We start from the raw sequence: 26,041 nt of genomic DNA on the forward strand, positions 1-26,041 counted from the left end.
GAATCGACTGGCGGCGCCTGTTCGAATGGCTCCCGCTCTACATGACGGCCCCCAGATGCCAAGGCACAAATTCGTTCTGGCCGTAGCCGTGCAGCTCGCTCTTCGTGCGCTGCCCGGAGGCCGTCGCGAGCATCAGTTCGAAGATCGCCGCGCCCGCCTCGTCCACGCTTTGCTCGCCGTCCAGAATCCGGCCGCAGTTCAGGTCGATGTCCTCTTCCTGGCGGCGCCACAGCGCGCTGTTCGTGCCGAGCTTGAGCGACGGCGAAGGTGCGCAGCCGTAGGCGGAGCCGCGGCCCGTCGTGAAGCAGATCAGGTTGGCGCCGCCCGCCACTTGCCCTGTAGCGGAGACCGGGTCGTAGCCGGGCGTATCCATGAACACGAGCCCCTGCGCACGCACGGGCTGCGCATACTCGTAAGTTTCGACGAGCCGCGTCGTGCCGCCCTTCGCCACCGCGCCGAGCGACTTTTCGAGAATCGTCGTGAGGCCGCCCGCCTTGTTGCCGGCGGAAGGGTTGTTGTTCATGTTGGCTTCCATGCGCGCGCAATACGCTTCCCACCAGCGAATGCGCGCCACCAGCTTTTCGCCGACTTCGCGCGACACCGCCCGACGCGTAAGCAAATGCTCAGCGCCGTAAATTTCCGGCGTTTCGGAGAGGATTGCCGTGCCGCCATGCGTGACCAGCCTGTCCACAGCTGCGCCGAGCGCAGGATTCGCGGAAATGCCGGAGTAGCCATCCGAGCCGCCGCACTGCAAGCCGACCATCAGGTGACGCGCATCCACGGGTTCGCGCGTCACGCGGTTCGCATCGGCCAGCAGCGCGCGCACCTGCTCGATGCCCGCTGCAACCGTGCGCGCGGTGCCGCCCGTCTGCTGGATCGTCATGGTCGAAAGGCGCGCGCCGCGCTCCAGTTGCTCCGCTTCCACGAGACCGTCGATCTGATTCGTCTCGCAGCCGAGACCGACGATCAGCACTGCGTAGAAGTTGGCGTGCCGCGCGTATCCCGCGAGCGTGCGCCGCAGCACCGTGATCGGCTCGCCCTCGGAAGCTAGTGCACACCCTTCGCCGTGCGTGAGCGCCACCACACCGTCCACGTTGGGGAATGCTTCGAGCGCTTCCGGGTGGATATCGCGGCGAAATTGATCGGCAATCGCGCGCGCGACCGTTGCGGAACAGTTGACCGACGTTAGGATGCCGATGTAATTGCGAGTGGCAATGCGGCCATCCGCACGCCGAATGCCGAGAAACGTGGCGGGCTGTGCAGCGGCGGGTGTGTCGTGCGCGTCCACGCCGAATGCGTAGTCGCGCTCGAAATCGCCCATCGAAAGATTCTGCGTATGCACGTGTTCGCCGCGACGGATCGGCCGGCTCGCAAAGCCGATGATCTGCCCGTAGCGGCGCACCGCTTCGCCTTGGTCGATGTCACGCAGCGCGACCTTGTGGCCCGGCGGAATCATGCCCGCAACCGTGTGGTCGCCATAGAGCGTCGAGCCGGGCATCAACTGCCCGCGCGCGATCGCAACGTCGTCGCGCCGATCGAGCAGAATGAGCGCGGCCGAAAGTTGAGCGGGGTCGAGAAGCGTCATAGCCGGTCTCCCTGGGAAGCGCCGCGCACGCCCACATAGAGCGAGTACAGCGATGTGTTGGCGGCAATGAAAAGACGATTGCGATTCGGGCCTCCGAACACGAGATTCGCGACCGTTTCCGGCACGAGGATCTTGCCGAGCAGCGTGCCATCGGGCGCGTAGCAGTGGATGCCGTCTCCCGCGCTCGTCCAGACGTTGCCGTGCTCGTCCACGCGCATGCCGTCGGGTACGCCCGGCGATACTTCCGCGAATACCCGGCCGTTGTCCAAGCCGCCTCGCGCGTCCACGTCGAATACGCGGATGTGATGCGGGCCGTTCTCGATATGCGAGGCGCCCGAGTCGGCCACGTAAAGCCGCAATTCATCCGGCGAGAACGCGAGCCCGTTGGGCTTCATGAAGTCGTCGGCCACGCGCTGCACCACGCCCGTGTCGGGCGCCACGCGATACACATGGCAGCCGCCGATCTCGCTCGGCGCGCGAAAGCCTTCGTAGTCGCCGAGAATGCCGTAGTCGGGGTCGGTGAACCAGATCGAGCCGTCCGAATGCACGATCACGTCGTTAGGCGAATTCAGCCGGTGCCCTTCGAAGCGATCGGCAATGACGGTGATGCGCCCATCGTGCTCCGTGCGCGTGACGCGACGCGTGCCGTGCTCGCACGTCACGAGCCTGCATTCGCGGTCGAGCGTGTTGCCGTTGCTGAAATTCGAGTTCGCGCGAAACACGCCCGTCCCGATGCCGGGCACCCAGCGCATCATCCGGTTATTGGGAATGTCGCTCCAGACGAGAAAGTCGCCGGCGGGAAACCACACCGGTCCTTCCGCCCACATGCAGCCGCCCGCGAGCTTCTCGAACTGCGCGTTGGGCTGTAGCAGCATGCGAAAGCGCGCATCGTGGATTTCGTATTCGTGGGGATTCATCGTTCCGGCCTCGTACCGTCAGGGTCAGGTCACGGCGACGCGCGTGACCCGTCGCTCACTGCCGCGCCGGTTTATTAAATACTAGTTGAATAGGCCTGTGAAGATTTTCTTCAAGCGCCTGGAATGTGGTTTACCCGCGTTTACCCGCGAGCGTTTGCGGCTATCGGGTTTTGTCGAACACCTGGTTCAGGTCGTAGGCAAGCAGGAACACGCAGCCCGTATCGCTACGGAAATCCACGTCGACAGTCCCTTGTGCGGCGACACCCGCATACCCCGCAGTCAGCCGCCGGCCGTTTTGCACGGCCTCGCCTTCGAGCACGTAGATGAACTCGGGACCGGTGTGACGGTGGCTGGGAAACGTTGCGCCTGCAGCGAACCGGACCAGTTGCATGGCGCGGCCGTCTGCCTTGCCGAGGTTCTTGATCTCCACGCCCTGTGCGAAGCGCGAGGGCACCCATGGCATGCGCGCTGAATCGATGCATGCAAAGCCAGGCGCGAGCGGCGGATCGTTTGCCATGACGAGGCCCCTTTGCGAGTGATTGCGAGTGGTTGCGAGTTATCGCGCCTTCTGGTCCGCAGCGGCAAGCATGGCGTCGGCAATGCGGGACTCGCCGCTCGACTGGAGCGCTTCGCCCGCGCCGCGAATATCGCGCTCCTCCTTGTTCTGGCTGAGCTTGCTCTTGCCGACCAGACGCGTGATCTCGATCTCCACGCCGACAATCGCCTTGACGAGCGTGTCCGTGTAGTCCTTCGGCGCATCGGCCATCTTCCAGGGCTTGGGCTGCGTGGCTTCGTGCGTGCGCGTCAAGCGGCCGATCACGCCGCGCACGTAGCGCTCGTCGTCGAGAATCCTGATGCGCCCGTGAGCGTGAACGACGACGTAATTCCAGGTCGGCACCTGCTTGTGCGCTTCGTGCTTGCTCGGATACCAGTTCGGCGAAATATAAGCGTCGCCCGCGCGGAAGATCACGAGCACTTCGTCGCCATTCGCCACGTCCTGCCAAACCGGGTTCGCGCGCGCGACGTGCGCGCGCAACATGCCCAGCTCGCCTTCGGCCGCCGCGAGTTCAAAGGGAATGTGGTTGGCATCGAGCCCGCTTTGCCCGTGCGTGACCAAGGTGCCGAACGGATGTTGGGCGATGCAATCGTGCAGGACGTCCTTGCGGTTTTCGGCGAAATGGGCTGGTACGTACATGCGTTGATCCCTGCTCGTAAGGTGATTGGAGAGTTGCCACAGATCCGAGTCTGCCTCAAAAGTGGTTTATTCTATAGATCCAGTTTATTTAGATTTCAGTGGACCAGAATCATGCCGAGAACAGCGCAGGCCGCGGAAATGCCATCGTTCGGCACGCTTGACCGGGAGGCCGGCAGTCTCAGCCGCCAGGTGGCCGAGGCGCTGCGCGAAGCGGTGCGCAAAGGCGATCTGCGGCCCGCAGATGCGCTGCCTTCCACGCGTGCGCTGGCCGCATCGCTCCAGGTCGCGCGCGGCACCGTGGTCGAGGCATACGAGCAACTGATCGCCGAAGGCTTTCTGGAATCGAAAGCGGGCGCTGGCACGCGCGTGGCACAAGCGCTGGCCGAGCCGCCGCCCCCGCGCGAGTCCCGCATGGCTTCGCGGCAGACAGCGGACGCCGGGCTGCCGGAGCGCGCCGAAACGTTCGCCAGGATCGGACGCGAGTTCAAGCCGCTTCCTCCAGTGCCGTTTGCCATCTCGGTGCCAACGGGCATGACCGCGCCCGGCGACATCTGGCGCCGCCTCGGCAATCGCTTGCGCGCGCGCGGGCCGGCTTCGCCAACAGGCTACGCCGATCCACAAGGCGCCCTGGCGCTGCGTGAAGCCATTGCCGATTATGTGCGCAAGTCCCGGTCGGTGCGCTGCGAAGCGGACCAGGTCATCGTGACGAGCGGCACCCAGCAGGGGCTCTTTCTCGCAAGTCAGGTGCTGCTGGGGCCGCGCGACCAGGCATGGGTCGAGAACCCGGCCTACCGGGGCGTCACGGCCATACTCGAGAGCCTGCCCTATCGCGACGCCATGGTCCGCGTGCCCGTGGACGCCGAAGGTCTGGACGTCGAGGCGGGCATTCGCATGGCGCCCAAGGCGCGCGTGGCATTCGTCACGCCCTCGCATCAATATCCGCTCGGCATGCCGCTGAGCATGGCGCGGCGCGCGGCGTTGCTCGCGTGGGCGCGCGCGACCCATGCCTGGGTCGTCGAAGACGACTACGACAGCGAGCTGCGCTACGAGGGCTATCCGTTTCCCGCGCTGCAGGGGCTCGCGCCCGATCGCGTGGTGTATCTCGGCACCTTCAGCAAGATCCTCTTTCCTTCGCTGCGGCTGGGCTATGTCGTCGTGCCGCCCAATCTCGTGGATGCGTTCTGCGGCGCGCGCGTGCTCATGGACCGCCATCCGCCAACTGCCGATCAACACGTTCTCGCCGCCTTCATGACCGAGGGGCACCTGGAACGGCACGTGCGCAAGGTTCGCAACGTCTATGCGGAGCAGCGGCTCAGCCTCATCGAGACGCTCGAAGCGCTTTTGCCCCGGGACCTCGCGTGGATCGAGCCCGGCGATCAAGGCATGCATCTCGTGCTCTGGCTCGCCGCCGGACTCGACGATCACCGTGTAGTCCAGCTCGCCGCGGAGAAGGGTATCGCCGTGCGCGCGGCGTCCCCCATGTTCGCCGCGGGCACCGCGCGCCCAGGGCTCGTACTGGGTTTCGGCGGCTTTAGCCGCGCACAAATGAAAGAAGCCGCGCATCGGCTCGCCACTGTGATTGCATCGGTGGCGAAATGAAACGAGCTTAAACGCTTCGGGGTACTGGATATCGCTGCGACTTGCCCAATTCGATTGCGAGAAAGTCGACAAACGCCCGAATGCGCGTGGAAAGCTGGTGCCGCTGCGCATACACCGCGTAGATGTCCGCGCCCGGCGTTTCATACTCGGGCAGCACGACCACGAGCCGCCCATCCGCCAGATACTCGTTGATGTCCCATTCCGCGCGCATCAGAATGCCGTGCCCGTCCAGCGCCCACCTCACGGCGATCTCGCCGTCGTTGGTCGTGAGGTTGCCATTGATCCGGATGGCTTCCGATTTTCGCGCATTGCCGCGCTCGTTCGAAAGCCGCCACACGCCATAGGCCTCATCGCCCTGGCGAATGCTGATGCAGTTGTGTTTCGCGAGGTCGTGCGGCGTGGCGGGCGTGCCCCGGCTCGCGAGATACGCGGGCGAAGCGCAGAGCAATCGCCGGTTCGCCGCGAGACGCCGTGCGATCACGCGCGTATCCGGCGGCTCGCCGAAGCGGACGCAGACATCGTATGAATCTTCCGTGAGCGGCGGCGGCATGACCGAAAGCTGAAGCTGCACGGAAACCTGCGGATACTGCGCGACGAAACGCGAAAGCGCCGGCCCGATATGGCTGCGCCCGAAGCCCAGCGTGGCGTTCACTCGCAGCAACCCCTTGGGATGCTTTTTCGCGCCGCCCAGCAACTCGCCCAGTTCGTCGATCTCGTCGAGAATGCGGCGCGCGTGCTCCAGGTACACCTCGCCTTCGGGCGTAAGCATCATGCGGCGCGTCGTGCGGTTCACGAGCGGCACGCCGGCGCGCTCCTCCATTTGCGCGAGCCGCTTGCTCACGGCGGCGGGCGTGAGGCCCAGTTCGCGCGCGGCGGCGCTCAGGCTGCCCGAGGAGGCGAGCGTGGAGAAAAAGCCCAGATCGGCGGGCTGAACGGTGTCGGTCACGGTCGCCACTTGTGAATTCAGGTTAAGGATGCTTTGAGTCTAGCACCGGTTTTTGAACCAGGAGTTAGGTAAAGTGAACTCACACCGGACACATTCCAAAGGAACGAGACATGAAGACCTATCGCATCGCAACCATTCCCGGCGACGGCATCGGCAAGGAGGTCGTGCCCGCGGGCAAGGAGGTGCTGGAAGCGCTCGCGAAAACCACGCAGCGCTTCGCGTTCGAGTTCGAGAACTTCGACTGGGGCGCCGACTACTACCGCCAGCATGGCGTGATGATGCCCGCCGATGGCCTCGACGCCATCCGCAACAAGGATGCGATCCTGTTCGGCTCCGCGGGCGACCCCGACGTGCCCGATCACATCACGCTCTGGGGCCTGCGCCTGAAGATCTGCCAGGGCTTCGACCAGTACGCGAACGTGCGCCCCACCCGCATTCTTCCTGGCATTGACGCGCCCTTGAAGCGCTGCAAGCCCGAAGACCTGAACTGGGTGATCGTGCGCGAAAACTCCGAAGGCGAATACTCGGGCGTGGGCGGCCGTGTACACCAGGGCCATCCGCTCGAAGCGGCAACCGATGTCTCGATCCTCACGCGCGCCGGTGTCGAACGCATCCTGCGTTTTGCGTTCCGCCTTGCACAATCGCGCCCCCGCAAGCTGCTCACGGTCATCACCAAGAGCAACGCGCAGCGCCACGCGATGGTCATGTGGGACGAAATCGCGCTGCAAGTCTCGAAAGAGTTCCCGGACGTGAAGTGGGACAAGGAACTCGTGGACGCCGCCACGGCGCGCATGGTCAACCGCCCCGCCTCGCTCGACACGATCGTCGCGACCAACCTGCACGCCGACATTCTCAGCGACCTCGCCGCCGCGCTCGCGGGCAGCCTGGGCATTGCGCCGACGGGCAATATCGACCCCGAGCGCCGTTATCCGTCGATGTTCGAGCCGATCCACGGTTCGGCCTTCGACATCATGGGCAAGGGGCTCGCGAATCCGGTCGGCACGTTCTGGTCGGTCGTCATGCTGCTCGAACACCTCGGCGAAACCGAAGCCGCCGCGCATGTGATGCAGGCCATCGAGACCGTGACCGCCAACCCCGCGCTGCATACCGGCGACCTTGGCGGCAAGGCGACTACCGCGCAGGTCACGGCTGCGGTGTGCGAACTCGTCGAGAAGGCAGCCGTCGCTGCTTGAGCGCTACCGCGCGGTTAAAAGAAGCAGACACGGGGGCGTGACACTAAAAATACCCGCACGCCCCCGTCAACCCTCCAAGGAGGAGACAAATGAATTCGGATACCGAAGCAATCGTCACGCGCAAGCTCATGTGGCGCATCATCCCGTTCGTCATGCTGCTCTATTTCGTGAGCTTCCTCGACCGGGTCAACGTGGGCTTCGCAGCAATGACGATGAACAAGGCGATTGGCCTTTCGCCCGCGGCGTTCGGCCTGGGCGGCGGCCTCTTCTTCATCGGCTACTTTCTGTTCGAAGTGCCTTCGAACCTCATTTTGCACTGCGTGGGCGCGCGCATCTGGATCGCGCGCGTCATGGTCACGTGGGGCATCGTCTCGGCGGCCTCCGCATTCGTGACCGGCCCCACGAGTTTCTACGCGCTGCGCTTTTTGCTTGGCGTGGCGGAAGCGGGCTTTTTCCCCGGCATCATTCTCTATCTGAGCCTCTGGTTCCCGACCCGGCAACGCGCGGTCGCCGCCGCGTGGTTCATGGCAGCCGCACCGATCTCCACCGCGCTCGGCTCCCCCATTTCGGGTGCGCTCATGCAAATGCCGCGCATGTTCGGTCTCGCCAACTGGCAGCTGCTTTACGTGATCGAAGCGATTCCCGCCGTGCTGTTGGGTTTCGTGGTCCTGAAGGTTCTCACCGACACGCCTTCCAAAGCGCGCTGGCTGAAACCGCAAGAGCGCGAGTGGCTCATCGCGAAGCTCGCCGAGGAAGCGCGCTCGCGTGAAGGCCACGCGGGCCACACAGCAGGCGCACTGAGCGCGCTGCGCGACCCGCGCGTGCTGGCGCTCGCGCTGATCTACTTCGGCACCTCGGCGGGCCTTTACACGCTGGGGCTGTGGGCGCCGCTCATCATCCGGCAATATGGCTTCAGCTCGCTCGAAACGGGGCTGCTGAACGCGATTCCGAGCATCGTCGCGGTCTTCGCCATGATTCTCTGGGCGCGGCACTCCGACCGCACGACCGAGCGCACCTGGCACGTCGTGATTCCCTGCGTGCTCGCCTGCGTGGGCTTCCTCTTCGCGGGGCAGGCCAGCACCGCGCTGATGATCGTGCTGGCGCTCGTGGTGGTCAATATCGGCATCAGCGCCGCAAAGGCGCCGCTCTGGGCCATGCCCAGCATGTTTCTCTCCGGCGCGGGCGCCGCAGCGGGGATCGCCATGATCAATTCGATCGGCAATCTCGGCGGGTTCGTCGGGCCCGTCGTGATCGGATGGCTGAAGACGCAGACCGGGGGTTATGCCGCGGGCTTGTATGTCGTCGGCGCGACGCTCGCGGTTTCCGCAGTGGTGACGTTGATGCTGAGCCGCAAGGCGAGCCAGCCGGTGATGGCGCAGGTGCGGCACGATCACTGAAGGGGTAGGCGTGGCCCGCTAGCGGGCCACGCACTTCGTCGCCATCCTCACCGCCACCACACAAGCCGCCATCGATACCAACGAGACAACCAGCACGACCCACTCCACCGGCACGTAGCTTTCGCGTATCGCCCAGATCGCCGCGCCCGCTATGGGTGCAATGCCTTTGGCGATATTCGCGGGCATCGAGAGCAGGCCGCTCACCGCGCCGTATCCTTCGGTCCAAAGCAGCGCCTGCACGATCGTCCCGCGCAGGATCGTCATCATGCCGTTTGCTCCACCGTAGACGATGGCGAACAGCATCAACCACGCAGCCGACCTCCCCGCACACATCAGAATCACGACGGCGCACGGGAATGCCGTCGTGACCACGATGGCGACGAGCCCCGGCGGAGCGCGCCTGCCGACGGCAAACCACACAACACGCGCGAACACCTGCGCCGGCCCGATCGCCGCCATGGTGACGATGATCGTTGCGCCCGCAACGGCGCGCTCGCGCATCAACGGGATCAGATGGAACGTGAGCGCGACGAACGTGGAGTAGTACGCCGTGAAGCAAACGGCCAGCGCCCAGAACACAGGCGAGCGCAGCGCCTGGCGCGCCGACGCGCGGCTGACCTCGCGCGTGCTTTGCCGCCTCGCGGCGTCCTCATCCGGCTCGCCGCGATGAATCGCGAATCCGTGCACCGGCAGGCAGACGAGTAGATTGATGAGCGCAAGCGCGAGCAACGCAGCCCGCCAGCCGAACTCACCAATCAAGCCTTGCGTTAGCGGAATGAAGACCGTGCTCGCGAAACCCGCCACGAGCGTGATGAGCGTGATTTTCCTCGCATAGCTGCGCGCAAACTCTCGCGTCACGACCGCGAACACGGGGTCGTAGAGCGTCGCCGCGATCGCCGCGCCAAGCCCGCACCACACGACGAAGAGGGTCGGCAGATTTCGAGCCTGCGCCCACAGCACGAGCATTGCCGAAGCGAGCAGCGTACCGCCCGTCATGACGCGCCGCCCGTATCCGCGGTCGATCAGCGTGCCCACCGGGTAAGCCGCGAACCCCGAGACCAGCAAGCCCGCTGAGAGCGCGCCATTGATCGCCGTGCGGCTCCAGCCCATCGCACTCTCCATGGGCGCGACGAAAAGCGAGAACGCGTAGTAGATCGTCCCCCACGAAACGAGTTGGGCAACCGCGAGCGCCCATGTCCGCGCCGTGGCGTGCGCTGCGTGCGGCCTCGCGTTGGTCGGTGGCGGCATGGTAGTGGAAGTATCGGCAAGCACGGGCACGCCGTTCGCCAGACGCGAACCGTGCCCGCTTTGCCGATTCTGGCGCACCTTCCGCGCGCTTGCACTATGTGCGCTAGCGCACGGAGCAGACCGCGCGGAATCCCTATCCTCGCCGGGTGCCCGAGAGACCCGGCGTCACTCCTCACGATCGTTTCGCCAAACGGGATCGCCAGTGCGTAGCCAAGCCATCAAATATGCCTTGCTTCTCGCCTGCGGGTGCCCGCCAGTCTTCGAGGCGCACGCAGCCGATGCTATTGGCATAGTCAAGACGATCAAAGGCTCGGTGCATATCGAGCGTGCGGCTCAGCCAGTCAGCGTAGCCGTCGGCAGCGAGGTGTTCGCAAGCGACCGCGTGCTGACCGGGCCCGCATCCTCGGTTGGCATCACGCTGCGCGACAACACACTGCTGACCGAGGGCGCCAGCTCCGTTCTCGATCTCAACAAGTTCGCATTCAACACCACTACCTACGACGGCGCGCTCGACGTGAGCATCAAGCGCGGCTCGCTCGCCGTGGTCGACGGCAAGCTCGCGAAGGCCAATCCGGAGGCGGTGCGCTACAGCACGCCCACCACCACGCTCGGCGTGCGGGGCACCGAGTTCATCATCGAGGTGGGAGGAAGCGGGGAGAACGATCATTGAAGACAACGAGCGGTGCACACTGGCTGTCGCAATGTATGGCATTCGCGCTGTGTTCTTGCCTCTTCGCATGCAGCACGCCCGACAAGATCACGCTGTTGCCCAATCCGGACGGCAGCGTTGGCAACGTGATCGTGCATAGCGGCAGCAAGACGCAAGTCATCGACAAGGCCTACACGCGCGCCGATGTTTCGAAAGGTGGCGCAATAGCGCAAACCGCCGACAACAAGGCCGCCGTAGAGGCGCAATACGGCGATCTGCTGGCAGCCGAGCCGCCACGCCCCAGAACGTTCACAATCAACTTCGTATTCGACTCCGCCACGCAGCTCGCGCCCGAGTCTACGGCGACGGTTGCCGAGCTGAAAAAGGTATTGGCGACCTGGCCCGCCCCCCACCTCACGGTGGTCGGGCACACCGATATGGCGGGCTCCCAGGAGTTCAACGACCGGCTTTCCATGCGCAGGGCGCAAAGCGTGGCGTCGTTTCTGGTGAGGTCCGGCATACCCGCCCAGCAGATCGAAGTCGCAGGCAGAGGCAAGCGCGAGCCGCTCGTCCATACCGCGGACGGCGTGCCCAACCAGGCTAACCGGCGCGCGGTCATCACCGTTCAGTAATCCATATCGATACGCGGCGCTCCTCATCAAGCCCATGCCACCATGAAACGCTACCGCAACTCATGCATCGCCTTCGTCAGGCGCATGATGCGGGCGCGCCAGGGTCGCCCCTGGGCGCTCGCGGTGCTCGTGACGCTTCTGTTCATCAACCTGTGCAGTGAATGGCCCGGCGATATTGCGCGGCCGGCTCTCCTCGACACGCTCGACAATGTGTTGCCCGACACCTTCGGCTCGGCACGCCAGCTTCTTTTCGACCACTATCAGCGCCGCTTTCCGCGCGTGCCCACCACGCAGCCGGTGACCATCGTCGAGATCGACGACAAGACGCTAGAAGCCTTCGGCCAATGGCCCTGGCCGCGCAACCGGCTCGCCGGCCTGATCGATGCGATCAACGCAAACAAGCCGCTGGCGATCGGCCTCGACATCTACATGCCCGAGCCCGATCAAACGTCGCCTGGCAACGTGGCCGACAACCTGCCCGCCTCGGAGGCGGCGCTCGCCACGCAACTGCGCGCGCTGCCCAGCCACGAGCGCATTCTTGCGACGGCGTTGCGCGCATCGCCTTCCATCCTCGGCGCGGCGGCGTTCGATTACGCGACCTCCACGACGCGCACCGACATCCTGAGCGCGCCCGTGCTCGTGCACGGCTCGAACGCACTCGCGAACGTTCACCGCTTCAACTACGTGCTCGCAAGCCTGCCCGAACTGCAGGGCGCGGCCCACGGCCAGGCCATGCTCAACGTCGCGCAGGAACAGGGCACGGTGCGGCGCATTCCGCTCGTGCTGGGTCTTGGCGACAAGCTCGTGCCGAGTCTGCCCATCGAAATGCTGCGCGTAGCCACCGGCTCGCCGGCGATCGAGGTGTTCGAGGGACCATCCGGTGTGCGGGCCGTGGGCGTGGCGGACGTGCGGGTGCCTACACAGCCCGGCGGCGATATCTGGCTGCATTTCGCCTCCATTGCGCGTACGCAGCAGCGCTATGTTTCCGCAAGCGAGGTGTTGCAAGGCAAGGTAGACGCGAGCCGCATCCGCAACAAGCTCATTCTCGTCGGCCTCACCGGCACGGGCTTGACCGACATGCGCACGACTGCATTGGGCGAGCTGGTGCCCGGCATCGAGATTCAGGCGCAGGTGATCGAGACGATTTTCGAAGACCGCTTCCTGCAGCGTCCGGCCTGGCTCATCTGGTGCGAGACGATCTTCATCCTGGTGCTCGGCCTGTTCTTCATCTGGTATGTGCCGCGCAACGATTCGAGCCTCGCCGTCTTCATGCGCACCGTGCCGAAGGCCTCCGCCATCATCGGTGTTACGCTTAACTTGTTGACGCTTTCGATTTGCTTCCTCGTGTTCCGTTATTTCGGTTTCCTTGTCGATGCCGCATCGATCTTCATTATTCTTTCCGCGGTCATGGGCAGTTTCTTCACCATCTCCCTAATGGAGCCGGAAGCGCAAAGCGTATCCGGCACCGCCAAAGCGGCCGCCATGGGCGCGTCGACCAACACTTAACGATTGCTTCAGTTGCCGTCCATGTTTTCGCTCGCGAGGTGAGCGGATACTGCCCGCGCGGCTTCGCCATCGGCGTGGCGTCGCATGGCATCGGCACGGCCCGCGCGTTCCAGATCAGCGAGGAAGCCGGTGCATTCGCCGGGCTCGGCATGGCGATGAACGGCACGATGTCCGCGCTCGTGCTGCCCTTCGTGCTTCCCATGGTCATCGCGCACGTCGCCTGACGACCTCAGTGCTACATTACGATCCTGATTGCCCGACAACGGAAAGTAATGCAAGGCACGGAGCGCGAATGACCCCATCGGAACGTATTGACCAGCTAATCGCGGAACTCACCGACTGGCGCCGCGAAACCTTCGCCGCCATGCGCGAGGCCATTCTAGAAGCCGACCCGGCGATCGTCGAGGAATGGAAATACATGGGCAGCCCCGTGTGGTATCGGGACGGCATGATCGCCGTGGGCAATGCGCACAAGGGCAAGGTCAAGCTCACGTTTCTCTACGGCGCAAGCCTGCCCGACCCGCACAAACTCTTCAACGCCGGGCTCGATGGCAACGCGCGACGCGCCATCGACTATCTCGAAGGCGACAAGGTCGACAAGCGCGCGTTGAAAGCGCTCATTCGCGCGGCGATCGAATTCAACCAGGGAAAGGCGAAGAAAAAAGCGACTGCGAAACCGCGCGCCAGTAAAACGGCCTGACGCGCCTGCCTCAGACTTCCTCGGCGCTGACCTCGCGAATGGGGATCACGGCGCGCTCGCCGCATTCGCGCAACAGGTCGCGCAATTCGTTGATGACGGGAAAGACTTCGTGATTCCAGTCGGCGCCCTGCTTGTCGTGCGCGGCCTGCTCGAGTTCGACGATGGTGCGGTCTTCCTTGAAGATGCGCTCCGTGAACCAGACCAGCAGCGGCCACGCGGCGTCGAGCAGGAACGGTACGGCGGGCCTGCGCACCGAAAGGAGTCCGAAGGTCCGGTTCGTGCGCTGCTGCGCGTCGAGCGGAACATAAACGATCCACAGGTCCATGAGGAGCGAGTCGTCGCCCGAGCGGATTTTCAGCGTTTGATAGGGATATTCCGTGCGAATGGTCATCACGCTCTGATCGCTCGGGTCCGCGCGGTTCTTGCTCGCGCCGAACACAAGCGCCTCGCCTTTGGGCTGCTTGCCCGCCATGCGTACGAACGTGTAGTCCACTTCGATGGAGTTCTCGCCGCGCCGCCGGCCGAGCGAGCGAGCCTTCATCTGGCCCATCTGGCGGCGGTGGAGAAACTGATGGTTCATGTCCATCAGGTTTTCGTGCATGAACGAGTAGTGACACTTCACTTCCTGACCGAAGCGGCGCGTCTTGTAGGCCTTGTCCGTGACCGAATGCAGCACGGGCAGCGCAGCTTCTTCGGCAAGCGTCGCGTTGCCGGGAAAGACGAAGATCATGCCGTGCGCCTCGCGGCACGGGTAGGCGCGCACGCCGTTGGGCAGCCGCTCCCTGCCAAGGTAGGGCACGTCCACGCACTGGCCCGAGCAATCGTAGGTCCAGCCGTGGTAGCCGCAGCGTAGTTGCTCGCCGTCCACCACGCCCGCATGCAGCGGCACCTGGCGGTGGGCGCAGCGGTCTTCGAGCGCGTACACCGTGCCTGACGCGGTGCGAAAGAGCACGATGGGCTCCCCTGCGAAATGCGTCCCTAGCGTCTTGCCAGGCTTGACTTCGCGCGACCAGGCGAGCGGGTACCAGTGGTCGGGATGGATGGGTACCCGGCGCAGGTCGCGCGGTTCCTGCAAATGTGACTCGATCGTATAGCCGTCGGGCAAAGGCACTGCGCGCATGCGGGAAATCTCCTTGTCGAGTCCGTCGATATCGTTGTTATCGTCGTGCCGGGGAAGCAATACTTGTTCGCAAATCTCGTGCCTGATCATTCAACGCGAATGCCGCCCGGGTGTCGATCAGTGTTTTGCCGGAAAGCACGCGATGATGGCGGCCTGGACCTTGACGATGGCGGCGTCGCGCAGCGAACTGTTGCGCCAGCCGAGTTCCACGGGATAGCGCGGCAGATCGATCGGACAGGCAAGCAGCTTCAGGCCCGTCACGCGCGCGATCGCCTCGGCCGCGTGGCGCGGGATTGTGGCGACGCTGCGCGTGCCCTTGAGCAGAAAGGGCAACGCCGCGAAATGCGTCGTAGAGGCCACGACATTGCGCTTCAGGCCGCGCGCGGCGAGCCCCTCGTCGACGATGCCCACCACGCCGCCCGACGACACCAGGATGTGCCCTCTCGACACGTAGTCGGCAAGCGTCAAGCGCCGTGCCGTGCGCGGGGCGTCGTCCACGAGGCACGCGTAGCTGCCCTCGCCGAGCACCCGGTGGCTCAGGCCGCGCGAAGCGAAGCCGCCCGCCGCGACAGCGAGATCCATGTCCTGATTCGCGAGCGCGTCGGCGACGATCTGGCTGTGTGTCTGACGAAAGATGATGCGCAGCCCTGGCGCGCTGGTTTCCAGCGTTTCGATGATGCGCCGGCCAATGGCCACCTCGAAGTCGTCGGAGAGGCCGATCGAGACTGCGCGCCCATGAAACGTCGTGGCGTCGGGCGAGGCGATCGCGAGGCTATGGCGGCAACGGTCGAGCGCTTCGCTGATCACGGGCTTGAGTTCCTGCGCGCGCGAGGTCGGCGCGAGCCCGCGCCCGGTGCGCACGAACAGCGTGTCCCCATAGAGCGCGCGCAGACGCCTGAGCGCCGCGCTCACGGCCGACTGCGTCATGTCGAGGCGAATCGCGGCGCGGCTCGCGCCGCCCTCTTCGAACAGCGCTTCGAATATCTTCAGCAGATTCAGGTCCACGCCCGCGATATCAAACTGGTTCATATCACATAGTATCGATATACGTTCTCGCGATTTTATCGCCATGGAAAGATGTGAGCTGTCCAAACCCCTGGGAGCACGCCATCATGGCCAAGTCGAAAGTCGCCGCGCTGCAGATCGGTTCGTCCGCCGCCGGCAAAGCGCACACGCTGGAACAAATTCTCTCGTTCGAAGCGCAGATCCGCGCCTCGGGCGCGAAGCTCGTCGTCATGCCGGAGGCGTTGCTCGGCGGTTACCCGAAGGGAGAAATATTCGGCACGCGCCTCGGCTACCGCTTGCCCGAAGGCCGCGAGGCCTTCGCGCGCTACTACGAGAATGCGATCGACGTGCCGGGCGCGGAAACCGAAGCGCTCGCCGAGCTTTCGTCGCGTTGCGGCGCGTCGCTCGTGATCGGCGTGATCGAGCGCGATGGCAGCACGCTCTTTTGCACCGCGCTGTTCTTCAATCCCGGTGAGGGGCTCGTGGCGAAGCACCGCAAGCTCATGCCAACCGGCACCGAGCGGCTCATCTGGGGGCAAGGCGACGGCTCGACGCTGCCCACCGTTCGCACGGAATCCGGCCTGGCGGGCGCCGCAATATGCTGGGAAAACCATATGCCGCTGCTGCGCACGGCGATGTACGCGAAGGGCGTGCAGATCTGGTGTGCGCCCACCGTGGACGAGCGCGACATCTGGCAATGCTCCATGCGCCATATCGCGCACGAAGGGCGCTGCTTCGTGATCAGCGCCTGCCAGGTGCAGCCTTCGCCCGCGGCGCTCGGCGTCGGGGTGCCGGGCTGGGACGAGAACCGGCCGCTCATCAATGGCGGCAGCCTGATCGTCGGGCCGCTTGGCGACGTGCTGGCCGGGCCGTTGCGCGGTGAAACCGGGCTCATCGTCGCGGAGATCGATACCGAAGAACTCACGCGCGCCCGCTACGATTTCGATGTGGTGGGCCACTATGCGCGGCCCGATGTGTTCTCGCTTTCGGTCGACGAGCGGCGCAAGCGCACGGTCTCGTTCATTGCGGATTAATGTCGCGCAGGGTCAAGCCGAATAAAGCCCTTCCGGCCCGTTGCGCAGCGTGCGCGCGAGCAACTCCAGCCCTTCCCGCAGCGCCTCGTTGCGGCGCGCGCCGCCCAGGCTCAAGCGCACCGCGTGCGGCGCCGACCCGCGCCCGATCACGAAGCTGTCCGCCGTTTTCACGAGCACGCCGGCCTGGCGCAGCGCCGCCGAAAATTCGGCGGCGCGCCAGGGCTCGGCGAGCGGCAGCCAGAGATGCGGGCTCGCCGGATCGGTGCGATATGTCCAGTCCGCCAGCACCTCGGCGGCGATCGCATGGCGCACGTCCACCTGCGCGCGCTGCTGCGCAACGAGCCGATCGATCTCCCCATCCACGATCCAGCGCGCCGCAATCTCCGCGGCGAGCGGCGAAGTCATCCAGCAGTCGCTGCGGATCACCGCGAGGATCTTGCCGACCCAGTCCTGCGGCGCCTGCACATAGCCAATGCGCAGGCCAGGCGCGACCGCCTTCGAAAGACTGCTGATGACGATGCCATGCTCGGGTAGCCGCGCGGCGAGCGGTGTGGGCGGTGCATCGAGCAACGCGGCGGGCACGAGGTCCTCGATCACGACGAGGTGATGGCGCACGGCGATCTCGGCGATCATCGCGCGGCGCGCTTCGGAGAGCGTCGCCGTGGTCGGGTTGTGCAGCGTCGGCACGCAAAAGAGCGCGCGCGGCGCGAGCAGGCCGCACGCGCGCTCCAACGCGGCGGGCACGATGCCTTCCTCGTCGATTTCGATGCCGACGAGATTGAGCCGCAACTGCCGCGCGAGCGCGACGATGCCGGGGTAGCTCAACGCCTCGGCGAAAATCGTGTCGCCTGGACGCAGCACCGCGCGCAACACACAGGCGAGACCGTGCTGCGCGCCCTGCGTGACCAACACGCGTTCGGCGGCCACCGTGCAGCCCATGCGCGCGAGCCAGCGCGCCCCCGCCTCGCGGTGCGAGCGGCGCCCGCCTTCGGGCTGATAAAGCAGCAGTTCGCCCGCCAGCCGCTCGTCGGCGGCCAGTTCGCGCAAAGTCTGGGTGAGCAGGAAGGCTTCGTCGGTCGGCATCGGCACGTTCTGGCCGAGATCGATCAGGCGCGCCGCGGCGAAGGGGCCAGGTGCACCCGGCGTGGTCGACGCAGTCCGCTCGCGGGACTCGGGCGTGGAGCGCGTGCGGTCCGGCATGCGTGCGCCGTCGGCGTCGGGCTCGGCCACATAGGTGCCGTCGCCCACACGCGCCACCACCATTCCGCCGCGCTCCAGCTCCGCATACGCGCGGCTCACTGTGCCCGTCGTGACGTTGAGCTTTTTCGCCAGCAGCCGGTGCGCGGGCAGCTTTTCTCCAGGCAACATCTGACCGCCGGTGATGGCCTGCGCATAGGCGTGAGCAATTGCGCGGTACTTGGGTTCGCTGCTGCGCGAGAGCGTGGGCATCCAGCCGTTCATGGTTTTCCCGAAGGAGAAATGCACGCCGCGGCACGGCGCGACGGCTGCGTCATTATCGCGCCCAATTCGCGGAAATGAAGGCTGTCATTTACTTCAATTGACTTCATTGAGTGCGTGAAATTGACCCTCTAGGATGCCGTAACGCCTGACAAGGCCAAGGAGACAATCGCCCGCCCTACGGCGCGCCGCATGCGTATCTTCATACGATAAGTTACGCAACGTTGCGCACCCCGGGCGGCGCCCCACGCGCCATGACGAACCGCATCGCACGCATCACAATCAGCCAGCACCGGCTGCCGCTCGACCCGCCGTTCCCCGCCTCGTGGGACGGTCGCCCGCGCCGCGCCTTTCCGGCGACGATCGTGCGCGTGGAAGACGATGAAGGCCGCGTCGGCATCGGCTCCGGCGACGCGATGTACGGCTTCGACGATTACCGCGACCTCTTCATCGGCGCCGACCCGCTTGATCTCGCGCGGCACTCGGCGGTGCTCGAGAACCTGAGCTTCCACGCAGGCCGCCTCTGGCCGCTCGATGTCGCGCTCTGGGACCTCGCCGGAAAAATTCGCGGTGAGCCGTGCTGGCGAATGGCAGGCGGCCGCTCGAAGCGGGTGCGGGCCTATGCGTCCTCTGGCGTGCATCGCACGATGGAAGGCATGGCGCAGTGGGCCGAACACGCCGTCGCCCGCGGATTTCCGGCGCTCAAGGTGCGCTTCGGCCGCGCCACGCTCGCCGACGATATCGCGGCGCTCGCCGCCGTGCGCGAAGCCGCGGGAGACAACATCGAACTTATGGTGGATTGCAACCAGGGCTGGCGCATGCCCTGGGACACCCAGGCGCCATGGCGCGCCGACGAAGCGCTCGCCGTGATTCGCCAGATCGAAAAGCATCGCGTGTACTGGGTCGAGGAACCGCTGCATCGCGGCAACTACGCGGGCCACGCGCAGTTGCGCAAGCAAACGCAAGTGCTCGGCATACGTGTGGCAGGCGGCGAGATGACGCGCGACACACACGAATTCGCGGCGCTCCTCGCACACGACTGCCTCGACGTTTACCAGCCCGACGTGGTCTGCACACTCGGCATGGAGGGCGCGCGGCGGCTTGCGGCGCAAATCGAGGCGCGCGGCTTGGTGTTCACGCCACATACGTGGGGCAACGGCATTGGCCTTGCGGCGAACCTGCATGTCGTGGCGGGTGCCGGCAACGCGCCGTTCGTCGAGTTCCCATACGACCCGCCCGAGTGGACGCCCGCACGGCGCGACTTCCCGATCAAGCACGTGATCGACATCGACGCGAATGGCTGGATCGAGCTAAGCGATGCGCCGGGCCTTGGCATCGAACTCGACGAAGCCATGCTCGCCGCCACGCTAGCACACGACAGCCGTTACGACTGAAACATGATGGGCCGCAGCACGAACGAGATGCCAGCCCACATCTCAAGCATTCCGAAACATTTCAATAAAACGGAGACATGCAATGAAACGCTTGACGTCCCTCTTCCGTGCGGCCTGCCTCGCAGCGCCGCTCGCCATTGCCGCGTTGCCGGCGCACGCCGCGGGCACCTGGTGCAACAGCGGCAAACCTGTACGCTTCGCGGGCATCACGTGGGAAAGCGGCAACTTCACGAGCGAAGTGCTGCGCTACATCCTCAAGAACGGCTATAGCTGCCAGACCGACACCGTGCCCGGCAGCACCGCGGCCACCGAAACGGCGCTCTCCCGCAACGACCTGCAAGTTTGGGCCGAACAGTGGACGGGCCGCTCGGAGATCATCGCGGGCGCGGTCAAGACGGGCTCGGTCAAGCTCGTGGGCGACACGCTGCCGGGCGGCACGAAGGAAGGCTGGTACGTGCCCGACTACGTGGTGCATGGCGACCCCAAACGCGGCATCAAGGCGAGCGCCGCCGACCTTCAGTCCGTGAACGATCTGCCCAAATACGAGGACCTTTTCGTGGACGACGAGGAACCGGACCGCGGCCGTTTCCTCAACTGCCCTTCGGGCTGGGACTGCGAACGCGTGAACACGCGCTTGCTCAAGCTGCTCAAGCTCGACGACACCTACACGAACTTCCGCCCCGGCACGGGCGCGGCGCTCGACGCGGCGATCTCCTCGGCCTATGCGCGCGGCAAGCCGATCCTCACTTACTACTGGGAGCCGGCCGCGCTGATGGCGAAGTACAAGTTCGTCCAGCTGAAGATGCCGCCGTTCAACGAAGCGTGCTGGAAAACCTTGCGCGATGCGAACAGCACGCAGCCATGCGCCTCGTCGTATCTGGTTTCGCAACTGAAGATCGGCGTTTCCACGCCGTTCTATCAGGCCGAGCCCGACGTGATGGCTTTCTTCTCGAAGGTGAGCTTCCCCATCGACTTCCTGAACACGACGATCCTCGACATGACCGAGCATAAGGTCGATGCACAGGACGAAGCGCTCAAGTTCCTCAAGCAGCACCCCGAGATGTGGAAGACCTGGGTGCCCGCGGATGTCGCAGCGAAGGTTCAGAAGTCGCTTGGCGCGTAAGCGCAACACGCCGCATCAAATAAACGATTCCAACCAGAAAACCGGGCCGCGCAACGCGGCTCCATGATAAGGAGACTTAATTGAACAAGAAGGTTCTCGCGGCGCTGCCGCTGGCGCTCGCCGCTGTGGGCGCGCACGCGCAAAGCAGCGTGACGCTGTACGGCCTTATCGACCTCGGCGTGGACTACGCCAGCAATGTGGCAAATGGGGCGAACGGCCAGCTCGTGCCGGGCACCGGCAGCAAGCTTGTGCAGATGCAAAGCGGCGTGCCCGCAGGCAGCCGCTGGGGTCTGCGCGGCTCCGAAGACCTGGGCGGCGGCTACTCCGCGATCTTCCGGCTCGAAAGCGGTTTCAACGCGGCGACGGGCGGTTTGGGCGGCGGTCTCGCGTTTTCGCGTAATGCCTATGTGGGCTTCAAGTCGGATCAATATGGCCAGGTCACCTTCGGCAAGCAATGGGACGCCACGGTCGATCTGATCGAACCGTTCTCGCTCAACGGCAACTACGGCGGCTGGTATTTCGCACACCCGAACGACATGGACAACCTCGACAATGGGTTCCCGGTCAACAACGCCGTGAAATACGTGAGCCCCGTGCTCGCCGGCTTCCAGTTCGAAGGTCACTATTCGTTCGGCGGCCAGGCGGGCCAGTTCTCGAACAACGCCTCGTATAGCGCGGCGGCGGCCTACACGATCGGCTCGTTCAGCGCGGGCGTGGGCTACCTGCGCGTGAACGATCCGATCACGGCAGTGGCCGGCTATGGCAGCGGTGGCAGCTTCGTCAACTCGGTGTTCGGCGACGCGCTCGCCAACGCGCGCTACCAGGGCATCCTCTCGGCCGGCGCGTCGTATGTGATCGGCAGCCTCAAGCTCATGACGAACTACTCGAACGTGGACTTCGCCTCGGCCACCGGCAGCGGCGACCTGCACTTCCAGAACTTCGAAGTTGCGGGCACCTATGCCGTGACGCCCGCGTTCACCGTGGGCGCGGGCTACACCTATACGGTGGGTCAGGACCACGCCACCGACAGCTCGCCGAAGTATCACCAGGTCAACCTGATCGGCCAGTACGCGCTCTCGAAGCGCACGTCGCTCTACGCGATGGGCGTGTACCAGCACGCGGCCGGTTCGGCGGAAAACGCGCAGATCACGGGCTTCAACCCCTCGGGCATCGACAACCAGGCCGTCGCCCGCGTGGGTATCACGCACGCGTTCTAAGATTTTTCACGCAGTCCTTATCATTGAAATTGCGCCGGCGCGAAAAAACGCGCTGGCGCGCCTGCATCGCGAGGCTTGCATGCGCCGCCTACCCTCTTTATCGGCACTGCGTTCATTCGAGGAGGCGAGCCGCACGCTCAGCTTCACGAGAGCTGCGCAGAACCTGCACGTGACTCAGGGGGCGATCAGCCGCCAGATTCGCCTGCTCGAAGACTATCTCGGCACGCCGCTGTTCATGCGGCATCATCACCGGCTCGAAATCACGGCCGCGGGCAAGCGCCTGCTGCCGACGCTTCAGGCCGCGTTCGACAGCATCGCCCACACGCTCGACACGATCCGCGCCGATCCGTCGAACAGCCTGCTCAGTCTGAACGCCGCGCCCACGCTCGCCACGCGCTGGCTCACGCCGCGTCTGCGCGACTTCCAGGTGCGCCATCCCGATCTGCGCATCTCCATCACCAACGAATACGGGCCGCTGCACGGCACCGAGCGCAACGAGGATTGCCAGATCCGCTTCGGCATGGAGCCGCTGCCGGGTGGGCAGAGCACGCTGCTCATGCGCGAGCGCCACGTACTCGTCGGCTCGGCGCGCGAATTCACCCAACCTGCCGCCGATCAGCACGCGCTACGCGAGATCCTCGCGCAGCATCCGTGGCTCTATATCCTCGATATCGACCGACGCCTGCTGGTCTGGGAAGCGTGGCTCGAAGCCGCGGCGCTCGATGTGCAAATGGCGCCGCGCGGAGAACTGGAGTTCAGCACGCTCGATCAGGTCATTCACGCGGCGGTGGCGGGTCTTGGCATCGCCGTTGCCGACCGGCACATGATCGCGCCCGAACTCGAGAACGGCACGCTCGTGCAACTGAGCGAGGTGGAAGTGGTGGGACCTTCGGGATACTGGCTCGACGTGCGCCCCGAAGTGCAGGACACACTGCGTGTGCGCAACTTCAGCAACTGGCTGGTGGAGCGCCACAGCGAACATGACAGCCAGCCACGCGTGGCGCGCGGATAGTCCACGCGCGTGACTGACGTCACGCACCTGGACCTTAAGCGATGGATGTCGTCAGTTGGGATCGATCGGCGGTCCCGGTGGCCCCGAGTTCACCTGCCTCATGGTGCCCGCTCCCTGTGCCGCGATCGAGCGCGAGAGGAGCTCCCGTGCTTCGCCGCTCGACGAATCGACGGTCAACGCGTGCCCCGCGTTATGCCAGGCGCACACCCACCGCCCGTCGCGCGCGCAGAGTCGCGCATAACCCAGCAACGAATCGCGCTGATCTTCACGCGACGTCAATTCGGACTGCATTTGCAGCGCCGAAACGTTGCCCGGTTGTTCCGCGAGCGCCGAATTGATGGCGCTTCGCGCGGGCCCAAGACTGTTCTTGTCGAGGCTCGCACGCGCGCTCGCGAGATTTCTCGCTACATCGGCATGCGCATAGGCGGCGGCCTTCGCTTCGGTGGCCTTCGCTGCGTTGGCCTTCGCTGCGGCAACCTTCGCCTCATTGGCCTTTTCCGCCTTCACTTTCGCAGCGGCGAGCGCGCGCTCATCGGCAGCGCTCTTACGTGCAGCGGCGCTCGGCGGCGCGGCATGCGCCACCACAGGCGGCGGCGCGCTCACGGCCGGAAGCGGCGGCGTGGCGTCGACAGCAGGCGGCTTCACGCTGGCGACCGGAGGCGGCAACTGCGCGACGGCCACAGGCGGCGCGCTGTGCACCGCGTGCGGCTTCGTGTCGTGCGTGGACGTTGTGGCCTTTGGCCCGAGGATCGAACCCTCCACGATCTGGGCGCCCAAAGTCGGTTCCCGCTCGGTTCGATGTGAAATCATGTACGCGGTGAGCAGGAACGCGATCGACACCACGGTGCCGATCGCGTAGAACGGCGTCCACGAGCGTGGCGCGGCGGGCGCTTCATCGCGCAGTTCGTAATCGCTGTCGCGCGGCGCACCGCTGAAACTGAATGCCGATGGTTTCCACTCGGTGCGCGCATGGCGCGCGAAACCATCGTGCCATTCGGGCGCGGGGGACTCGCTAGCCGGCGGCGGCATGCGCGGACCGGCGGAAAGCTGCTTCGCGCCGCACTGAGGACAAATCATCAGTGGCGCATTAAAACCGGTCCCGCAGTATGGACATCCCCACGGACCAGACTTGGCTCGGCCAGGTTCGTTGAACATTGCAGGCATGGAAGCTTTGACAGGATGGTTTTCGGGTTTGATACCGGCGGCTGGTACGCGTCGCAGTGGACGCACAACCAGGCGGCACGGATTCGAAGTATTCGCTGTAATCCCTACTGTATTTCTCGGATCGTTGGACGGTTGTAACAAATAGTCGTTTTGAATATGGGCTACTTCGCGGCGAAGTTCAACCGGCACAATCGGACAGATGGCGGATTTGGACAGGCGGGATTTCGACCCCCGCTGGGGGTTTGGGGGCAGTGCCATGATGGCTGCGCCACGCAGGCAAATAGCCCCTGCTGATGGGGCCCTACGCCGTGACATCTTGATACAGAAATCGTCTGGCTTCGTGTGGCTGATACGCGACCAGCGGCCCGCCGCACGCCGAATACGGCTGAACAATAGGCGTCAGCGAAGCGTTCGCAGGCGCCGGATTATTGTGGCCCTTTCAATGCCTTCGCGCCCCGCAGCGTCACACCTTCAACGCATCCTTGTACACCCGCCCATCCTTCATGATCAGGCTCAGATTCTGATCGGGGTTGGCTAGCAGCGTCATATCCTGAAGCGGGTCGCCCGCCACGATCAGCAGATCCGCATAGGCCCCCTCTTCCAGCACGCCAAGCTTGTGCGGATAGGGATTGCGCTCGCCCGCCAGCGCGAGCAGCTGCCCGTTCGTGGCAGTGGCCATGCGCAATGCCTCGGCATTCGAATACCAGCGCGTCATGTGGCCGAGCATCGTGCCTTGCCGCGTGGCCAGCGCCTGAGAAAAGATCAGATCGGTGCCGAACGCCACCTTGAGCCCATGCTTGCGCGCGAGCTTGTACATGTTGTCGGTCCCAGCCGTCACTTCGAGAAACTTCTCGCGGCTCGACGGCGCCATCGGCGCCACATCTTCCTCGCTGGTAAACGGTTGCGTGCTCAACCAAGTGCCGTTCTTCGCCAGGAGCTCAGCGGTCCGGTCGTCCATGAGGTGTCCGTGTTCGACGCATTGCGCGCCGGCAGCAACCGAACGCTTCAGCGATTCCGGCGTGTAGGCATGCACGAGCACATAGGTACCCCAGTCGGATGCGGTTTCCACTGCGGCTTTCAGTTGCAGCTCGGTGAATGTGAGCATGTCGAGCGGGCTGCGCGGCGTGGAGACGCCGCCGCAGCCCACGATCTTGATCTGCGTGGCGCCGAACATGAACTGCTCGCGCACGCGCAGGCGTACTTCGTCGGCCGAGTCGGCAATGGCGGCGGCGCCGGTTTGCTCGACCGCGCTGATCTGGCTCTTCGTGCGCGGCAGATCGGTCAGCAGACGAAAGTCTCCGTGGCCGCCCGTCGTCGTGATCATCGCGCCGCTGGGATAAATGCGCGGGCCGCTCAGCATGCCGGCGTCGATGGCCTGCTTCAAGGCGAACGCGGGACCGCCAACATCGCGTATGGTCGTGAATCCACGCATGAGCGTGCGCTGCGCCTCCGCGCCCGCGGCCAGGTACACGAAACTAAGGTCGGACTGCAAGATGGCGGCAATAGGGAGCGCGGCGAGCAGCGAATGCCAGTGCATGTCGATGAGGCCCGGCATCATCACCTTGCCGCCGCAGTCGATCACGCGGCCACCCGAAGCGTTCTGCGCGTCAGGCGGGCCCCGGCGCAGCTGCGAGATGCGGTTGCCGTCGACGACGAGATGCATGCCGTCCTGCAGTGCCGCTGATTTGCCGTCGAACAGGCGAAAGTTCGTGAACGTCGTAGGCTGCGCGGGCGCCGCGGCGCCGGGCTGCTGCGCGCTGCTGAACTCGGGCAGAACCGCGCTCAACAAGGATGCGCCCATGCCGATCAAAAAGCCGCGCCGGTCGAGATCCGCGCTGATGCGGCGATTGGCGAACTCCGCGAGGGCCTTGTCGCACAGGCACGCGGAGACCGGGCCGATTGCGTTGCCGCGGCGCTTGATTCTGGAAGCCATCGATCACCTGTGAA

General features: G+C 65.0%; 24 protein-coding genes. 13 read left to right on the top strand and 11 right to left on the bottom strand.

All coding sequences use genetic code 11. The features are described from left to right. Positions 1 to 37: 37 nt before the first annotated feature. The 4 genes from VSR72_RS26850 to VSR72_RS26865 form a co-directional block, all read right to left on the bottom strand. Complete coding sequence (locus VSR72_RS26850; RefSeq protein WP_342955382.1) at positions 38 to 1,585, bottom strand: altronate dehydratase family protein; 1,548 nt, start codon at positions 1,583 to 1,585, stop codon at positions 38 to 40. Then, positions 1,582 to 2,502 carry an SMP-30/gluconolactonase/LRE family protein gene (locus VSR72_RS26855; protein ID WP_342955383.1) on the bottom strand — a complete coding sequence of 307 codons (921 nt, stop codon included), beginning with the start codon at positions 2,500 to 2,502 and terminating at the stop codon, positions 1,582 to 1,584. Before VSR72_RS26855 ends, VSR72_RS26850 begins: the two co-directional genes overlap by 4 nt. Before the next feature lie 160 nt (positions 2,503 to 2,662). After that, on the bottom strand, positions 2,663 to 3,019 hold the full coding sequence (locus VSR72_RS26860) for a cupin domain-containing protein (RefSeq protein ID WP_342955384.1): 357 nt from the start codon (positions 3,017 to 3,019) through the stop codon (positions 2,663 to 2,665). Positions 3,020 to 3,058: 39 nt separating this feature from the next. Further along, complete coding sequence (locus VSR72_RS26865; protein WP_342955385.1) at positions 3,059 to 3,697, bottom strand: FMN-binding negative transcriptional regulator; 639 nt, start codon at positions 3,695 to 3,697, stop codon at positions 3,059 to 3,061. 111 nt (positions 3,698 to 3,808) lie between these two features. Between VSR72_RS26865 and VSR72_RS26870 the strand changes: the two genes are divergently transcribed. Beyond that, positions 3,809 to 5,296: a PLP-dependent aminotransferase family protein gene (locus tag VSR72_RS26870; RefSeq protein WP_342955386.1), complete on the top strand. Its 1,488-nt coding sequence runs from the start codon at positions 3,809 to 3,811 to the stop codon at positions 5,294 to 5,296. Positions 5,297 to 5,303: 7 nt separating this feature from the next. Here VSR72_RS26870 and VSR72_RS26875 read toward each other — a convergent pair whose 3' ends face one another. Next, positions 5,304 to 6,242: a LysR family transcriptional regulator gene (locus VSR72_RS26875; RefSeq protein ID WP_342955387.1), complete on the bottom strand. Its 939-nt coding sequence runs from the start codon at positions 6,240 to 6,242 to the stop codon at positions 5,304 to 5,306. 110 nt (positions 6,243 to 6,352) lie between these two features. On the opposite strand from VSR72_RS26875, the gene VSR72_RS26880 reads away from it, so the two are divergent. Both VSR72_RS26880 and VSR72_RS26885 read left to right on the top strand, forming a co-directional pair. Further along, on the top strand, positions 6,353 to 7,435 hold the full coding sequence (locus VSR72_RS26880; protein ID WP_342955388.1) for a tartrate dehydrogenase: 1,083 nt from the start codon (positions 6,353 to 6,355) through the stop codon (positions 7,433 to 7,435). A gap of 89 nt (positions 7,436 to 7,524) precedes the next feature. Next, positions 7,525 to 8,832 carry an MFS transporter gene (locus tag VSR72_RS26885; protein WP_342955389.1) on the top strand — a complete coding sequence of 436 codons (1,308 nt, stop codon included), beginning with the start codon at positions 7,525 to 7,527 and terminating at the stop codon, positions 8,830 to 8,832. An 18-nt stretch (positions 8,833 to 8,850) separates the two neighbouring features. Here the strand turns inward: VSR72_RS26885 and VSR72_RS26890 are convergent, their stop codons facing one another. After that, on the bottom strand, positions 8,851 to 10,080 hold the full coding sequence (locus VSR72_RS26890) for an MFS transporter (protein WP_342955390.1): 1,230 nt from the start codon (positions 10,078 to 10,080) through the stop codon (positions 8,851 to 8,853). A gap of 229 nt (positions 10,081 to 10,309) precedes the next feature. Between VSR72_RS26890 and VSR72_RS26895 the strand changes: the two genes are divergently transcribed. The 5 genes from VSR72_RS26895 (at position 10,310) to VSR72_RS26915 (ending at position 13,567) form a co-directional block, all read left to right on the top strand. Then, positions 10,310 to 10,750: a FecR domain-containing protein gene (locus VSR72_RS26895; protein ID WP_342955391.1), complete on the top strand. Its 441-nt coding sequence runs from the start codon at positions 10,310 to 10,312 to the stop codon at positions 10,748 to 10,750. Next, a complete protein-coding gene (locus VSR72_RS26900; RefSeq protein WP_342955392.1) occupies positions 10,747 to 11,361 on the top strand; it encodes an OmpA family protein in 615 nt (204 codons plus the stop codon). The genes VSR72_RS26895 and VSR72_RS26900 overlap by 4 nt, the downstream gene beginning before the upstream one ends. A gap of 42 nt (positions 11,362 to 11,403) precedes the next feature. Then, positions 11,404 to 12,867, top strand: coding sequence for a CHASE2 domain-containing protein (locus VSR72_RS26905; protein ID WP_342955393.1), 1,464 nt, complete (start codon positions 11,404 to 11,406; stop codon positions 12,865 to 12,867). A 2-nt stretch (positions 12,868 to 12,869) separates the two neighbouring features. Then, on the top strand, positions 12,870 to 13,091 hold the full coding sequence (locus VSR72_RS26910; RefSeq protein ID WP_342955487.1) for an LrgB family protein: 222 nt from the start codon (positions 12,870 to 12,872) through the stop codon (positions 13,089 to 13,091). A gap of 68 nt (positions 13,092 to 13,159) precedes the next feature. Then, positions 13,160 to 13,567: a DUF1801 domain-containing protein gene (locus tag VSR72_RS26915; RefSeq protein WP_342955394.1), complete on the top strand. Its 408-nt coding sequence runs from the start codon at positions 13,160 to 13,162 to the stop codon at positions 13,565 to 13,567. A 10-nt stretch (positions 13,568 to 13,577) separates the two neighbouring features. Here the strand turns inward: VSR72_RS26915 and VSR72_RS26920 are convergent, their stop codons facing one another. Then, complete coding sequence (locus VSR72_RS26920; RefSeq protein ID WP_342955395.1) at positions 13,578 to 14,687, bottom strand: aromatic ring-hydroxylating dioxygenase subunit alpha; 1,110 nt, start codon at positions 14,685 to 14,687, stop codon at positions 13,578 to 13,580. A gap of 117 nt (positions 14,688 to 14,804) precedes the next feature. Next, positions 14,805 to 15,716: a LysR family transcriptional regulator gene (locus VSR72_RS26925; protein WP_342955396.1), complete on the bottom strand. Its 912-nt coding sequence runs from the start codon at positions 15,714 to 15,716 to the stop codon at positions 14,805 to 14,807. A gap of 83 nt (positions 15,717 to 15,799) precedes the next feature. Here VSR72_RS26925 and VSR72_RS26930 point away from each other — a divergent pair, with 83 nt between their 5' ends. Continuing rightward, entirely contained in the window at positions 15,800 to 16,726 is a 927-nt protein-coding gene (locus VSR72_RS26930) for a carbon-nitrogen hydrolase family protein (protein WP_342955397.1), read from the top strand. A gap of 12 nt (positions 16,727 to 16,738) precedes the next feature. Here the strand turns inward: VSR72_RS26930 and VSR72_RS26935 are convergent, their stop codons facing one another. Beyond that, entirely contained in the window at positions 16,739 to 18,187 is a 1,449-nt protein-coding gene (locus VSR72_RS26935) for a PLP-dependent aminotransferase family protein (RefSeq protein ID WP_342955398.1), read from the bottom strand. A gap of 251 nt (positions 18,188 to 18,438) precedes the next feature. On the opposite strand from VSR72_RS26935, the gene VSR72_RS26940 reads away from it, so the two are divergent. The 4 genes from VSR72_RS26940 (at position 18,439) to VSR72_RS26955 (ending at position 22,930) form a co-directional block, all read left to right on the top strand. Further along, positions 18,439 to 19,578, top strand: a complete 1,140-nt coding sequence (locus VSR72_RS26940; protein WP_342955399.1) for a mandelate racemase/muconate lactonizing enzyme family protein — start codon at positions 18,439 to 18,441, stop codon at positions 19,576 to 19,578. Positions 19,579 to 19,660: 82 nt separating this feature from the next. Then, positions 19,661 to 20,701 (top strand): ABC transporter substrate-binding protein, encoded by a 1,041-nt coding sequence (locus VSR72_RS26945; protein WP_342955400.1) that lies wholly within the window; start codon positions 19,661 to 19,663, stop codon positions 20,699 to 20,701. Positions 20,702 to 20,781: 80 nt separating this feature from the next. Beyond that, on the top strand, positions 20,782 to 21,918 hold the full coding sequence (locus VSR72_RS26950) for a porin (RefSeq protein WP_342955401.1): 1,137 nt from the start codon (positions 20,782 to 20,784) through the stop codon (positions 21,916 to 21,918). Between the two features lie 79 nt (positions 21,919 to 21,997). Further along, the gene (locus VSR72_RS26955) at positions 21,998 to 22,930 is read left to right on the top strand and encodes a LysR substrate-binding domain-containing protein (RefSeq protein WP_342955402.1); all 933 of its coding nucleotides are present in this window, start codon (positions 21,998 to 22,000) and stop codon (positions 22,928 to 22,930) included. A 51-nt stretch (positions 22,931 to 22,981) separates the two neighbouring features. Here the strand turns inward: VSR72_RS26955 and VSR72_RS26960 are convergent, their stop codons facing one another. Together VSR72_RS26960 and VSR72_RS26965 are read right to left on the bottom strand one after the other, a co-directional pair. Beyond that, entirely contained in the window at positions 22,982 to 24,007 is a 1,026-nt protein-coding gene (locus VSR72_RS26960) for a hypothetical protein (RefSeq protein ID WP_342955403.1), read from the bottom strand. A gap of 550 nt (positions 24,008 to 24,557) precedes the next feature. Then, a complete protein-coding gene (locus VSR72_RS26965) occupies positions 24,558 to 26,027 on the bottom strand; it encodes an amidohydrolase family protein (protein ID WP_342955404.1) in 1,470 nt (489 codons plus the stop codon). Between the last annotated feature and the right edge of the window lie 14 nt (positions 26,028 to 26,041).

Source organism: Paraburkholderia sp. JHI869, from assembly GCF_038900775.1.
Taxonomy (GTDB): domain Bacteria; phylum Pseudomonadota; class Gammaproteobacteria; order Burkholderiales; family Burkholderiaceae; genus Paraburkholderia.

What these genes read in the sequence shown, in the direction of transcription:
- VSR72_RS26850 (WP_342955382.1), bottom strand. Translation starts at nt 1,585, where the DNA reads ATGACGCTTCTCGACCCCGCTCAACTTTCGGCCGCGCTCATTCTGCTC.
- VSR72_RS26855 (WP_342955383.1), bottom strand. Translation starts at nt 2,502, where the DNA reads ATGAATCCCCACGAATACGAAATCCACGATGCGCGCTTTCGCATGCTG.
- VSR72_RS26860 (WP_342955384.1), bottom strand. Translation starts at nt 3,019, where the DNA reads ATGGCAAACGATCCGCCGCTCGCGCCTGGCTTTGCATGCATCGATTCA.
- VSR72_RS26865 (WP_342955385.1), bottom strand. Translation starts at nt 3,697, where the DNA reads ATGTACGTACCAGCCCATTTCGCCGAAAACCGCAAGGACGTCCTGCAC.
- VSR72_RS26870 (WP_342955386.1), top strand. Translation starts at nt 3,809, where the DNA reads ATGCCGAGAACAGCGCAGGCCGCGGAAATGCCATCGTTCGGCACGCTT.
- VSR72_RS26880 (WP_342955388.1), top strand. Translation starts at nt 6,353, where the DNA reads ATGAAGACCTATCGCATCGCAACCATTCCCGGCGACGGCATCGGCAAG.
- VSR72_RS26885 (WP_342955389.1), top strand. Translation starts at nt 7,525, where the DNA reads ATGAATTCGGATACCGAAGCAATCGTCACGCGCAAGCTCATGTGGCGC.
- VSR72_RS26890 (WP_342955390.1), bottom strand. Translation starts at nt 10,080, where the DNA reads ATGCCGCCACCGACCAACGCGAGGCCGCACGCAGCGCACGCCACGGCG.
- VSR72_RS26905 (WP_342955393.1), top strand. Translation starts at nt 11,404, where the DNA reads ATGAAACGCTACCGCAACTCATGCATCGCCTTCGTCAGGCGCATGATG.
- VSR72_RS26915 (WP_342955394.1), top strand. Translation starts at nt 13,160, where the DNA reads ATGACCCCATCGGAACGTATTGACCAGCTAATCGCGGAACTCACCGAC.
- VSR72_RS26920 (WP_342955395.1), bottom strand. Translation starts at nt 14,687, where the DNA reads ATGCGCGCAGTGCCTTTGCCCGACGGCTATACGATCGAGTCACATTTG.
- VSR72_RS26925 (WP_342955396.1), bottom strand. Translation starts at nt 15,716, where the DNA reads ATGAACCAGTTTGATATCGCGGGCGTGGACCTGAATCTGCTGAAGATA.
- VSR72_RS26930 (WP_342955397.1), top strand. Translation starts at nt 15,800, where the DNA reads ATGGCCAAGTCGAAAGTCGCCGCGCTGCAGATCGGTTCGTCCGCCGCC.
- VSR72_RS26935 (WP_342955398.1), bottom strand. Translation starts at nt 18,187, where the DNA reads ATGAACGGCTGGATGCCCACGCTCTCGCGCAGCAGCGAACCCAAGTAC.
- VSR72_RS26940 (WP_342955399.1), top strand. Translation starts at nt 18,439, where the DNA reads ATGACGAACCGCATCGCACGCATCACAATCAGCCAGCACCGGCTGCCG.
- VSR72_RS26945 (WP_342955400.1), top strand. Translation starts at nt 19,661, where the DNA reads ATGAAACGCTTGACGTCCCTCTTCCGTGCGGCCTGCCTCGCAGCGCCG.
- VSR72_RS26955 (WP_342955402.1), top strand. Translation starts at nt 21,998, where the DNA reads ATGCGCCGCCTACCCTCTTTATCGGCACTGCGTTCATTCGAGGAGGCG.
- VSR72_RS26960 (WP_342955403.1), bottom strand. Translation starts at nt 24,007, where the DNA reads ATGATTTGTCCTCAGTGCGGCGCGAAGCAGCTTTCCGCCGGTCCGCGC.
- VSR72_RS26965 (WP_342955404.1), bottom strand. Translation starts at nt 26,027, where the DNA reads ATGGCTTCCAGAATCAAGCGCCGCGGCAACGCAATCGGCCCGGTCTCC.